General features: G+C 59.5%; 12 protein-coding genes and 1 riboswitch. Of the genes, 7 read left to right on the top strand and 5 right to left on the bottom strand.

The window, feature by feature from the left end:
* Positions 1–73: 73 nt before the first annotated feature.
* From L579_RS07945 to L579_RS07925, 5 genes are read right to left on the bottom strand one after another with little or no spacing between them, the layout of a single operon-like run.
* Entirely contained in the window at positions 74–709 is a 636-nt protein-coding gene (locus L579_RS07945; RefSeq protein ID WP_021183739.1) for an urea amidolyase associated protein UAAP2, read from the bottom strand.
* Complete coding sequence (locus tag L579_RS07940) at positions 709–1,419, bottom strand: urea amidolyase associated protein UAAP1 (protein WP_021183738.1); 711 nt, start codon at positions 1,417–1,419, stop codon at positions 709–711. The genes L579_RS07945 and L579_RS07940 overlap by 1 nt, the downstream gene beginning before the upstream one ends.
* 11 nt (positions 1,420–1,430) lie before the next feature.
* Positions 1,431–2,192, bottom strand: a complete 762-nt coding sequence (locus L579_RS07935; RefSeq protein WP_021183737.1) for an ABC transporter ATP-binding protein — start codon at positions 2,190–2,192, stop codon at positions 1,431–1,433.
* Between the two features lie 10 nt (positions 2,193–2,202).
* Positions 2,203–3,015 (bottom strand): ABC transporter permease, encoded by an 813-nt coding sequence (locus L579_RS07930; protein ID WP_021183736.1) that lies wholly within the window; start codon positions 3,013–3,015, stop codon positions 2,203–2,205.
* A 15-nt stretch (positions 3,016–3,030) separates the two neighbouring features.
* Positions 3,031–4,089, bottom strand: a complete 1,059-nt coding sequence (locus L579_RS07925; RefSeq protein WP_021183735.1) for a putative urea ABC transporter substrate-binding protein — start codon at positions 4,087–4,089, stop codon at positions 3,031–3,033.
* A 61-nt stretch (positions 4,090–4,150) separates the two neighbouring features.
* Positions 4,151–4,245, bottom strand: a riboswitch (guanidine-I (ykkC/yxkD leader).
* 460 nt (positions 4,246–4,705) lie between these two features.
* On the opposite strand from L579_RS07925, the gene L579_RS07920 reads away from it, so the two are divergent.
* From L579_RS07920 to L579_RS07890, 7 genes are read left to right on the top strand one after another with little or no spacing between them, the layout of a single operon-like run.
* Positions 4,706–5,428, top strand: a complete 723-nt coding sequence (locus L579_RS07920; RefSeq protein ID WP_021183733.1) for a FadR/GntR family transcriptional regulator — start codon at positions 4,706–4,708, stop codon at positions 5,426–5,428.
* Entirely contained in the window at positions 5,425–6,420 is a 996-nt protein-coding gene (locus L579_RS07915; RefSeq protein ID WP_021183732.1) for an ABC transporter ATP-binding protein, read from the top strand. The genes L579_RS07920 and L579_RS07915 overlap by 4 nt, the downstream gene beginning before the upstream one ends.
* Positions 6,417–7,478: an ABC transporter ATP-binding protein gene (locus L579_RS07910; protein ID WP_021183731.1), complete on the top strand. Its 1,062-nt coding sequence runs from the start codon at positions 6,417–6,419 to the stop codon at positions 7,476–7,478. Before L579_RS07915 ends, L579_RS07910 begins: the two co-directional genes overlap by 4 nt.
* A 53-nt stretch (positions 7,479–7,531) precedes the next feature.
* Positions 7,532–9,004, top strand: a complete 1,473-nt coding sequence (locus tag L579_RS07905; protein WP_036625909.1) for an ABC transporter substrate-binding protein — start codon at positions 7,532–7,534, stop codon at positions 9,002–9,004.
* A 17-nt stretch (positions 9,005–9,021) separates the two neighbouring features.
* A complete protein-coding gene (locus L579_RS07900; RefSeq protein ID WP_021183729.1) occupies positions 9,022–9,963 on the top strand; it encodes an ABC transporter permease in 942 nt (313 codons plus the stop codon).
* Positions 9,964–9,965: 2 nt separating this feature from the next.
* On the top strand, positions 9,966–10,847 hold the full coding sequence (locus L579_RS07895) for an ABC transporter permease (protein WP_021183728.1): 882 nt from the start codon (positions 9,966–9,968) through the stop codon (positions 10,845–10,847).
* 9 nt (positions 10,848–10,856) lie between these two features.
* Positions 10,857–12,455: a gamma-glutamyltransferase family protein gene (locus L579_RS07890; protein ID WP_021183727.1), complete on the top strand. Its 1,599-nt coding sequence runs from the start codon at positions 10,857–10,859 to the stop codon at positions 12,453–12,455.
* The last annotated feature ends 58 nt before the right edge of the window (positions 12,456–12,513 follow it).

Raw genomic sequence — 12,513 nt, 5'->3', positions numbered from 1 at the left:
TACTCTCTTTCCGGCAGGTCGTCCTGCGCTGGCATTGACGGCAGATAACGGGTCGTCCCGTTGCGTCAGATGATCACCACACGCTGACTAAAATCGGCGTGGGGTTGTAACCGTTGCAGGGGTTGTTGAGCTGCGGGCAGTTGGAGATCAGCACCAGGATATTCATCTGCGCCACCAACTCGACATATTTACCCGGCGCGGAGATACCGTCAGCAAAGGTCAGCCCACCTTCGTGCGTCACCGGCACGTTCATGAAAAAGTTGATGTTGTGGGTGATATCGCGGCGCGTCAGGCCGTACTCCGGGTGCTCCGCTACCGCCAGCATCCAACTGTCGCGGCAGGCGTGCATATGACGCTTTTCGAGGTCATAACGCACCGTGTTGCTTTCCGTGGCACAGGCACCGCCAAGGGTGTCGTGGCGGCCACAGGTATCGGCGACGATGGTCAACATCGGGCGATCGTCATTGGAACGCAGCACGCTGCCTGCGGTAAGGAACACGTTGTGCTGGCCGCGCAGCGTGTCGCTCATGCTGTAGCGCTCGGCAGTATCGTCGGCATTGAAAAACAGCGTATCCGCCGCCTGATTGCCTTCCAGATCGGTAATACGCAACGTCTGACCTTTCTCGATGCGATGCAGCCAGTAATCCCCGGCACCAATCTGCTGCTGAACATGCGCCTCAGCCAGATTAAGTAAACTTTCTTTGATCATCACAACTCTCCCTGCAATTGATAAAGGGCGTTATTGCGCAGACCGCGCTGGTTTTCCGCGCGTTGCAGGCAAATCTCCGGCAGCGGCGCGCGCTGCGCGTCAATCTGCAATCCCAGCGGCGCGCGCGGATAGTCACCGGCTGGCGTCAATGGATGCGGGCAGGTATGCAGCAGCACCAGCGTATCCATCGCGAAACGCAGCCGTACTTCGGCACCCTGCGCGCCCTGCTGCTCACGTTGCAACGTACCGTTGTCGTCGGCGCGTACCTGGGCGAAAAAGTTGATGCAGGCCGCCATATCCCGCTTGCCAAGACCATATTTCGCCAGCTCGACGAGAAAACTGTCGTAGCCGTTCTGATGACGTTGGTTACGCGCCTGCTGATAATCGCTGGAACCAAATAACGCGGCGGTCTGCTGCGCATTCAGCGTGCCGCACACGCTCTCGTGCCAGCCAAAGCTGTCGGCTTCAATGCCACAGAAGATGCGCCCCATGTCGGAGTAGAGGCAGTGCCCGGCGGTCAGGCGAAAGGTGTGCTGGCACTTGAGGGTATCCGGCGCGTTGTAGCGCTCCAGCAAGTTTTCCGGGTTGTAAAACAACATGCCAACATTGGCTCCGCCTGCCACATCGGTGAGGGTCAGCGCGCTGCCGCTGCGCATCACAAATGACCAGTGCGAGCCAGCCGGTAATTGGGTTTGATACGATGTCGTCATCATTCTCTCCTTCAGGCAACCTGCGATTCCGGCAGCGCTGCATCGGCAGGTCGCTGCCGATCGAGCGGCAGGTCGTAGGTAATGGTTGCGCCCCAGGCTTCCGGCGCGTGCGGATCGTGGCGCAGTTTGTCGAACACCAGCAGGCGCGAGGCGAGGCTGAAACCCTCTTTCAGATCGTGGGTGATCATAAAGATGGTCAGGCCATGCTGTTGCCACAGTTGAGTGATCAACTGATGCATCTCACTACGGATGCCCGGATCGAGCGCGCCAAAGGGTTCATCCAGCAGCAAAATACGCGGCTGCTTCATCAATGCCTGCGCCAGCGCCAGACGCTGCTGCATCCCGCCGGACAGTTGGTGCGGATACTTACTTTGCGCATGTTCAAGACCCACCTGCGCCAGCATCGCTTGCGCACGCTGACGGATCGCCTGGCGCTTACGTCCCCAGACGCGCCCCAGCCAACGGGCGGTGCTGAACTCTTCCGCCAGCATCACGTTGCCCAGCACCGTCAGATGTGGGAACACCGAATAGCGTTGAAACACCACGCCGCGATGGGCATCGGGTTCATCGGGGATCGGTTCGCCATCCAGCAGCAATTGGCCTTTAGTGGGGGCTTCGGTGCCGAGCAGCATATTAAGGAAGGTGGTTTTGCCGCAGCCGGACGCCCCGACAATCGCCACAAACTCCCCCTCTTCCACGCTGATGTTCAGACGTTCCAGCACCACTTGCTGACCATAGTGCTTCTCAAGATTTTTCAGTTGTAGTAAGGGCATGTTGCGCTCCTTATTTGGCGTAGTACCACGGCCAGCAGCGACGACTAATCAGCCGCAGCAACAGGTCGAGGGCAAAGGCCAGCAGGGTGATCCAGGCGACGTAAGGCAAAATCACGTCCATCGCCAGATAGCGACGCATCAGGAAGATGCGATAACCGAGTCCTTCGGTGGCAACAATCGCTTCTGCGGCGATCAGGAACAGCCACGCCGAACTGAGCGACAGACGCACCGCATCGAACAGGCGCGGCATCAGTTGTGGCAGGATCACCCGCCACAAAATCTGTGCGCTGTGGCCGCCCAGCGTCTGTGCTTTCACCAGTTGCTCGCGCGGGATTTTCTCCACCTGGAGTTGCAAATCGCGCGCAATCAGCGGGGTGATGCCAATCACAATCAGCACCACTTTCGACACTTCGCCAAGGCCAAAGCAGATAAACAGAATCGGTAGAATCGCCAGCGGTGGCACCAGCGCGAACAGCGTCACCAGCGGGGCCAGCACCGCGCGTACCACTGGCAGCGCGCCGGTGAACAGGCCAATCGCCAGCGCCAGCATCGCGCTGATCAGTACGCCACTCAGCAAACGCATCAGGCTGGCGGCGGTGTCGGTCCACAGCAGATATTCACCGGTGCGCGGGCTGGGCTGAAACGCCATCCGGTTGATGGCGTCGCCCATCGCGTTAAAACCCGGCAGCAGCTTATCCGCCGCATTCAGGCTTAAACGCGCATCCGACGCGAACAGATAGACCAGCAGCACCGCCAGCAGCGGCAGCACACCGAGCAACAGGCGGCCCATCGGCAGCGGTTGGTAGTTGATCAGTTTACGCATCGGATTTGCCTCCGCTTACAGCTGGCCTGCGGCCGCCAGTTTGGTGAACTCACCGGTGAAACGCAGTTTGATGTTACCTGCGTTGCCCCAGTTACCTGCCGGTGTCTCCACGCCAACCACATCTGCGCTCGGCGCCGCCTCACCCAACAAACCGTGTTTGAAGGAGAACTCGGCGACCAACTGCATCGTGGCTTTCAACTGGGGACTGTCGACGAAATCGAGGGTGGTTTTGGCATCGCTGAACAGATGCGTTGCCGCCAGTTGCTGGTCAAAACCCGCAAGATCGGTGCCTGACTCCTGCGCCATAAAGGTGCGAGCTTTTTTCGCCGTCGCCCCTTCACCTGCCATCGTTTGCAGGGTTTCATACCAGGCACCGGTCAGCGCTTTGCCCAGCTGAGGGTATTTCTTCAGGGTGTTGGTGTTGACCACCAGCAGGTCAAGAATTTCGCCCGGGATCTGCGCCGAGGAGAAAACCAGATGGCTGTTCGGCACCTTCTTCGCTTCCGCCAGCAGCGGGTTCCAGGTGACGATGGAGCTGACGTCCGGCGTGCCAAACGCCGCCACCAGATCGGCATCGGCGGTGTTCACTACCTTGACGTCTTTCTCGCTCATACCGGATTTCTCCAGTGCGCGAGCCAGCAGGTAATGTGATACCGACAATTGCACCAGGTTGATCGGTTTGCCCTTCAGCGCCGCCACGCTATCCGCGCCTTTCAGCAGGATACCGTCGTTACCGTTGGAGTAGTCGCCGACAATCAGCGCGGTGCTATCAACGCCGCCGGTGGCCGGAATGGTCAGGGCATCCATGTTGGTCATGGTGCAGCCATCAAAGCCGCCTGCGGTGTATTGGTTGACCGACTCGATATAGTCGTTGACCTGTACAAACTGGATGTCGATGCCGTATTTATCGGCCCATTTTTTCACGATGCCGTTCTGTTGGGCGTAATCCCACGGCATCCAGCCTGCATAGATGGACCAGCAAATCTTGAAGGAAGGTTTCGCGGCGGCCAGCGTGTTAACGCTGAACAGCGCGATGGTGCAAAGCAACAGCAAACGAAGGCAGGCTTTGATCATGGTGGTTCCTCTGACGTTAGCGGACGAATAAAGCAGGAGGCGGCGAGTAACGATCTCGCTTTCCTCCCGGGCTTTTATCCCGCCGTGTAACCGTCAGAGGACGGTCGGTCACTCTCGGACCAGCATCTCGCGATCGGAACCCTAGTGACCCATTGCAAATTGTCTGGCGACATCGGTTACCCGCTATCGCTCCTGCATCTGCTAATAGTCAGGCAAAAAAAGTGCCAATATTATATCAAATTGAAATATATGGGTTATTTATAAAAAACCGCGCCAGGACGGCCTAAAGATGCACAGCGATGCAGCAACCACGCACCAGGATGTTGCAGGCAAACAGGCTGGAAGTTGACGCCCTTCTCACTTTTCATCTGGCACGAAAAAACTTTTTCTTAACGATCATAGGGTTATTTATTCATTACCGAACCAATTAAAAATTGGTTCACTTCTTGCCTAAGCTGATAACAGCCCCCCTCCCGTAGCGGCGCGATTTATCGCGCAGGTCTAAGCAGCCGTGAAACAGCTTAAGCGCGCGATAAATCGCGCCGCTACGATCAGGGCAGCATGACGCGTTTAATCGCATCGCAACATCTTTGATGAATAACCAGGCGAACCAATTATGAATGACACGCCAAAACCTGCCATCAACTCCAGTTCCGCACTGGAGCAATTGCGCCAGCTGATTCAACAGCAGGAGCACACGCCCGATCGCGCACTGCCGACCGAACGTGAACTGGCCGAACGCTTTGGCGTGGGTCGTCGTGAAATCCGTCGCGCGCTGGATGTGCTGGAAGAAGAAGGCCGCATCTGGCGTAAGCAGGGCAAAGGCACCTTCGTTGGCCCGGCCGCACCGGTGCAGCCACTGGCGCTGCATGATTTGCCACAGCAGTCGAATCTGCTGGAAGTGATGGAAGCGCGGCTACAGCTGGAGCCAGGTTTGGCGCGTCTTGCTGCGCTGCGCGCCAGTAAAGAACAGATCGCCCTGATGAAGCGCCTGATTGAACGCATGCAGGGCATTGTCGCGCCGGAAGATGGCGACCAGCACGAGCTGTGGGACAGCGCCTTTCACCGCGCCATTGCCGAAGCCGCCGGTAACCGCCTGATGCTGGGACTGTTCGATGCCATCGATGCGGTGCGCCGCGATCCTGGCTGGCAGCATCTGCGGGTGCAGGCGCGTACCCCGGCGCGCCTTGATAACTACGACAACCACCATCAGCGCCTGCTGAACCATATCGCCAACCGCCAACCCCATGAGGCGGCCGCAGCGATGCGTGAACACCTGCTGGCGCTGCAACAGGCGCTGATGGAAACCCTGTACACCGGCCATGAGGAGACGCCATGAGCGCCCAACCTGTGTTATCGGTCAACAACCTGCGCGTGCAGTTTCGCGGCTCGCCGGTCACGGTGCTGGACGACATCTCCCTGACGCTGCATGCCGGGGAAACGCTGGCGCTGGTCGGCGAATCCGGCTGCGGCAAAAGCATCACTTCGCTGACACTCATGGGCCTGCAACCCGGCAGCGCACAAATTTTACAGGGTGAGATGCGATTTGATGGCCGCGACCTGCGCGCACTCAGCAGCAGCGACTACGCCAGCCTGCGCGGCAATCAGTTGGCGATGATTTTTCAGGAGCCGATGACCTCGCTGAACCCGGCCTTTACGCTGGGCGACCAACTGAGCGAAGCGGTGATACGCCACCGTAACGTTGATCGTCGTACCGCGATGGCGACCGCGTTATCGATTCTGCAAAAGGTGCAGATTCCGGCGGCAGAAATGCGTCTCAAGGCTTATCCACATCAGCTTTCCGGTGGGATGCGCCAGCGCGTAATGATTGCGATGGCATTGATCAACCAGCCGAAACTGCTGATCGCCGATGAACCGACCACCGCGCTCGACGTCACCATTCAGGCGCAAATCCTCGACCTGCTCAACACCCTGAAACAGGAAACCGGCACGGCGGTGCTGATGATCACCCACGACCTCGGCGTCGTGGCGGAAGTGGCGCAGCGCGTGGCGGTGATGTACGCCGGTCAGGTGGTGGAGAGCGGCACGGTGGAAGCGATTTTCAACGATCCGCAACATCCCTACACCATCGGGCTGATGGGATCGATCCCCAGCCTCAGCGCGCGCAGTGGCGCGCTGGCGACCATTCCCGGCGCCGTACCGCTACCGGAGAACATGCCCGCAGGCTGCCGTTTCGCTACCCGCTGTCCGTTTGCAGAACAGCGCTGCCATCACAACCGTCCGACGCTGCGCGCGCTGGCAACCGATCATCAGGTGGCCTGTTTTCGCGCCCCACTGGAACAGCACGTTACGCTGGGAGAGATCGCATGAAACCGATTTTAGAATGTCGCGACTTAAGCAAAACCTTCGCCGGACCGCATCGTCTGTTTAAACGCAATCACGGCGTCACCGCAGTGGATCGCGTGTCATTACAGGTGATGCCAGGCGAAACCCTGGCGATTGTCGGTGAGTCCGGCTCCGGTAAATCGACGCTGGGACGTCTGCTGCTGCGCCTGCTCGGTGCCAGTAGCGGCGAGGTGATGTACGAGGGCGAGAGCATCACCCACGCCAGCGGGGCGCGCCTTAACCAATTGCGTCGCGAATTACAGATTATCTTCCAGGACCCGTTCGCCTCGCTCAATCCCCGCATGACGGTACAAGAGATTGTCGGTGAGCCGTTATGGTTGCACGACAAACTGAACCGTGAGGCGCGCCATGCGCGCGTGGCGGAGCTGTTGCGCACCGTCGGTCTGCCCGCAGCCTGGGCGGAGCGTTATCCGCACGAGTTTTCCGGTGGTCAGCGCCAGCGCATCGGCATTGCGCGCGCCCTCGCCTCGCGGCCGAAATTATTACTGGGCGATGAGCCGGTATCGGCGCTGGATGTCTCAGTGCAGGCCCAGGTGGTGAACCTGCTGGAGAGCCTGAAGCAGCAATTTGGACTGACGATGATCATCGTGGCGCACGGTCTGGCGGTAATTCGTCATATGAGCGACCGCGTGGCGGTGATGTACCTCGGCCAGATTGTCGAGCTGGCAACCGTCGATGAAATTTTCGATGCGCCGCTCCATCCCTATACCCAGGCGTTAATCGCTTCTGCACCGCAGATGCAGCCCGGAGCCAGCCGTTCCATCCCGATGTTGCAGGGCGATCTGCCGAATCCGGCCAATCCCCCCACCGGATGCCGTTTCCATACCCGCTGCCCGTGGGCCACCGCCGAATGTCGCCAGTTTGAACCGATCAACCAGGTACTGAGTGGTGGGCGACAGATCGCCTGCCACCGCTGGCAGGAGATTAACCGTGACCGCAGCGCGATTGTGATTGCGCCACCCTCCGCCGCCTTTTTACGTCGCCGTGCGCTGTTCGAGCAGGCGGTCAATCAGCAAGCCTAACCCTCTGGAGATAAGCCGTGAAGAAAGCGTTATTAACTGCCCTTAGTGGTCTGATGTTGCTGGGTGCCAGTGCGCACAGCCATGCTGAAAGCGTGATTCGTATCGGGTTGGGTGCTGACCCGGACATGCTCGATCCGCATCTGGCACGTACCTACTATGGACGTTTTGTGTTTGCGGCCATGTGCGACCGTCTGGTCGATGTCGATGAGAACCTGAAAGTGATTCCGGGCCTCGCCACCGATTGGGCGTGGAGCGACGACGGCAAAACCCTGACCATGAACCTGCGCGACGGTGTGACCTTCCACGATGGTGAGAAATTCGATGCCAACGCGGTGAAATTCAACATCGAACGTGCGCTGACCCTGCCGGGTTCACTGCGTAAAAGCGAAATCTCCTCGATTCAGAGCGTCGAAGTGACCGGGCCGTTGCAGGTGAAATTCCACCTGAAAACCCCGGACGCCGCGCTGCTCAGCCAGTTGACCGACCGTGCCGGTGCAATGTTAGCGCCAGAAGCCGCGAAGAAACCCGACTTCGCCACCCATCCGGTCTGCTCCGGTCCGTACCAGTTTGAAAGCCGCGTGCAGCAGGACCGCATCGTGCTGAAACGCTTTGATCATTACTGGAACAAAGGCGCGTACCACTTCGATAAAGTGATTTTCCTGCCGATTCCTGATGCCTCCGTGCGCCTCGCCAACCTGCGCGCGGGCGATCTCGACCTGACCGAAGGCGTGGCGGCCAGCGACGTGAAAACTGTCGAAGGCGACAGCAAGCTGGCGCTGGCGAAAGTTACCGGTCTTGGCTATCAGGGCATCACCTTCAACATTAACAACGGCAAAGTCGATGCCAACAGCCCGCTGAAAGATCCGCGCGTGCGTGAAGCCTTCTCGCTGGCGATTGATCGCGATGCGCTGAATCAGGTGGCATTCGAAGGTTTGTACACCCCGGCTAATCAGGCGTTTTCCCCGGTCAGCCCGTATCACGTCAACCTTCCAACTCCAGCGCGTGATGTGGAGAAAGCCAAAGCGCTGCTGAAGGCGGCGGGCGTCACCACCCCACTGAATCTGACGTTGCTGGTCACCAACAACCCGACCGCGCAGCAAGTCGGTCAGGTGCTTCAGGCGATGGTGAGCGAAGCAGGTTTCAACCTCAATCTGCAAATGAGCGAGTTCGCGACCCTGCTGGATCGTCAGCAGCGCGGTGATTATCAGCTCAGCCTGTCCGGCTGGTCTGGCCGTCCTGATCCCGATGGCAGCATCTATTCGTTTATTAACAGCAAAGGCACCCTCAACGATGGTCGCTACAGCAACCCTCAGGTGGATGAATGGCTGAACGCGGCGCGTTTAACCAACGATCAGGCACAACGCCAGGCGCTTTACACCAAGGTAGTGAACCAACTGCAAACCGATATGCCGATTGCTTACCTCTACTTTGAGCCACGTATTTTTGGCATGACGAAAAAATTGCAGGGCTTTAAAGCCTGGCCGGACGGGCTGGTGCGCCTGGCAGGCGTGAGCATGGCGCAGTAAGCCGCTAAGGAGCGATGATGCTGGAACTGATTGTTAAACGGCTGCTGCTGGCCATCCCGACCCTGCTGTTGGTGAGCATGATGGTGTTCGCGCTGCAAAAGCTGCTGCCGGGCGACCCGGTGCTGGCGATGGCCGGTGAGGAGCGCGATCCGGCGGTCATCGCTCAGCTACGCGCCGAATACCATCTCGATGACCCGATTCCCACGCAATATTTCGCGTGGATCGGCAATGCGCTGAAGGGCGACCTCGGTATGTCACTGCGCACCAAAGAGCCGGTGACCGCATTGATTGCCAGCAAGCTGCCGGTGACGCTGGAGCTGTCGCTACTGGCGATGCTGATTGCGCTGCTGATCGGCATCAGCATGGGGATTTTCGCGGCGGTACGTAAAGACAGTTGGGTGGATCACACCACCAATTTTGTCGCGCTCTCGGGCATTTCGGTGCCGCACTTCTGGCTGGGGATTCTGCTGATCCTGTTGTTCTCGGTGCATCTGCAATGGCTGCCGGCGTCCGGTTTTGTGCCGGTGAGCGAAGACATGGCGCAGAACCTGAAAACCCTGCTGCTACCCGCGCTGGTGCTCGGCACCGGCCTTGCCGCCACCCTGATGCGCCATACCCGCGCCTCCATGATTGCGGTGCTGAAAGCCGACTATATCCGTACCGCGCGCGCCAAAGGCCTGCTGGCACCGAAAGTGGTGCTGAAGCACGCCTTTCGCAACGCGTTGATGCCGATCGTCACCCTCACCACCCTGCTGTTTGGCGAGTTGTTGGGTGGCGCGGTGCTGACCGAGCAGGTTTTTACCCTGCCCGGCTTCGGCAAGATGATTGTCGATGCGGTGTTTAACCGCGATTACGCCGTGGTGCAGGGCGTGGTGTTGGTGGTTGCCATCGGCTTTCTGCTGCTCAACCTGCTGGCCGATGTGCTGTATCTGTTAATTAACCCGAAAATGCGAGGCTAACCATGAGCGAGGTCTTAACCGCTGGCGCTGTGCCTGCCGTAGCAAAGCCGAATCGCCGGGTGCTGAAGAAGTTTCTGCGTAATAAAAGCGCGCTGATCGGCGCGGTGATTGTGGTGCTGTTTGTCGCGGTGGCGTTGCTGGCCCCCTGGCTGGCCCCTGCCGATCCGATCAAAGCCAACTTTCTCGCGGTGCGCAAAGCGCCCTCGGTGCTGCACTGGTTCGGCACCGACGAACTGGGACGCGATATTTTGTCGCGGCTGATTTGGGGCGCACGTACTTCGCTGCTGGCGGGCTGCATCTCGGTGCTGATCGCCATTCTGATTGGCGTCCCGCTTGGACTGATCGCCGGATACTGGCAGGGCTGGTGTGACGGCATTATCTCGCGCTTTATCGAAGCGCTGCTCGCCTGCCCGTTTCTGATTCTGGCGATTGCGCTCGGCGCGTTCCTCGGTCCGAGCCTGTCCAACGCGATGATCGCGATTGGCCTGTCGGCGATGCCGATTTTCGCCCGCCTGACGCGCGGCCAGGTGATTGCCATTCGCCATGAAGAGTATATCGACGGCGCACGCGCCATCGGCCTGCCGGATCGCTGGATCATCCTGCGCTACGTGCTGCCGAATGTGCTGTCGCCGATTCTGGTGCAGGCCACGCTGGCGATTGCTTCGGCAATTATCACCGAAGCCAGCCTGTCGTTTCTCGGTCTGGGCCAGCAACCGCCATCGCCCTCGTGGGGCGCGATGCTGAACACCGCCAAAGGCTATCTGGAACAGGCTCCGTGGATGTCGATCTTCCCCGGTCTGGCCATTTTTCTCACCGTGCAGGGCTTCAACTTGCTGGGTGACGGACTGCGCGACGCGCTCGATCCGCGCAATGACTCACATTAAGGAAAGGTTATGAGTGAACTGGATTTTAACGTTAGCTACGCCTCACACCGTGCTCCGATGATGGGACGCAATGCGGTCGCCACCTCGCAGCCGCTGGCGGCGCAGGCCGGTATCCGTATGTTGCAATTGGGCGGTAACGCCGTAGATGCCGCGGTTGCCACCGCTATGGCGCTGACGGTGCTGGAACCTACCGGCAACGGCATTGGCAGCGATGCCTTTGCCATTATCTGGGACGGCAAAGCGCTGCACGGCCTGAATGCCTCTGGTCGCGCCCCGGCGGCATGGAACCCGGAACGCTTCGCCGGGCAAAAAACTATGCCGGAAATTGGCTGGGAAGCCGTCACCGTTCCGGGCGCAGTCTCGGCCTGGGTCGCGCTGGCGGAACGCTTCGGCACCCTGCCACTCACCACCCTCGCTCAACCGGCGATTGAATACGCGCGCGATGGCTTTCCGGTTTCGCCGCTGATTGGTCAACTGTGGCAGCGCGGCTACAACAAACTGAAAGGTCAACCCGGCTTCAGCGCCTGCTTTGCGCCGGATGGCCGCCCGCCGCGTGCCGGAGAAGTGTTCCGCAATCCGGCACAGGCTGCCACCCTGCAAAAAATTGCTGAAACCCAGGGTGAAGCCTTCTATCGCGGGGAGCTGGCGCAGCAAATGGCCGCCTTCGCTGCCGAGCATGGCGCGGCGCTGACGCTGGAAGACCTCAACCAACATCGTGCAGATTGGGTGACGCTGCTGTCGCAGCCCTTCGCCGGGGGATCGGTGCAGGAACTGCCGCCCAACGGCCAGGGCATCGCCACGCTGATCGCCCTCGGCATTCTGGAGCATTGTGATATTGGTCGTTACACGCCGGACAGCGTGCCGTGGCTGCATCTGTCAATTGAAGCGATGAAGCTGGCGCTGGCTGACCTCGAACGTTACGTCGCCGATGAGGACCATCTGGAGTTCCCGGCGGAGTTGTTGCTGAGCGACGACTACCTGAAGCAGCGTGCCGCCTTGATTGACCTGGAGCGCGCCTCTGATTTTACCTACGGCTCACCACAGCAGAGCGGCACGGTGTATCTCTCCACCGCCGATGCCAGCGGCATGATGGTGTCCTTTATTCAGTCTAACTTTATGGGCTTCGGTTCTGGCGTTGTGGTCCCCGGCACCGGCATCAGCCTGCAAAACCGTGGCGCAGGCTTCTCGCTCGATCCAGATCACCCCAATGTGGTGGCCGGGGGCAAACGTCCGTTCCATACCATCATTCCGGCATTTGCGCTGGACGGTGACGGCCAGCCGCTGATGTCGTTTGGCGTGATGGGCGGTCCGATGCAGGCGCAGGGCCATTTGCAAATGGCGCTACGCATCATGCTGCATAAACAGAACCCGCAGGCGGCAATTGATGCCCCGCGTTGGCGCGTGGTACAGGGGCGCGAAGTGGTGGTTGAAGCCGGGATGGATCGTAATGCGATTGCGGCGCTACGTGGCATGGGTCATCAGATTGTGGTGGAGGACCCGCTTCAGGGCTACAACTTCGGCGGTGCCCAGGCGATTGTACGCGACCCGCAAGGGTTCTATATCGCTGCCACTGAAAGCCGCAAAGATGGACAAGCATTGGTGTATTGACGCCAGCCAGTGATTCCCCGCGCAATAAATTGCGCCGCGACGTGCACTGAAGCGTCGC

Source organism: Pantoea sp. AS-PWVM4, from assembly GCF_000468095.1.
In the GTDB taxonomy this organism is placed as follows: domain Bacteria; phylum Pseudomonadota; class Gammaproteobacteria; order Enterobacterales; family Enterobacteriaceae; genus Pantoea; species Pantoea phytobeneficialis.
This window is presented reverse-complemented; position numbering and strand designations above follow the sequence as displayed.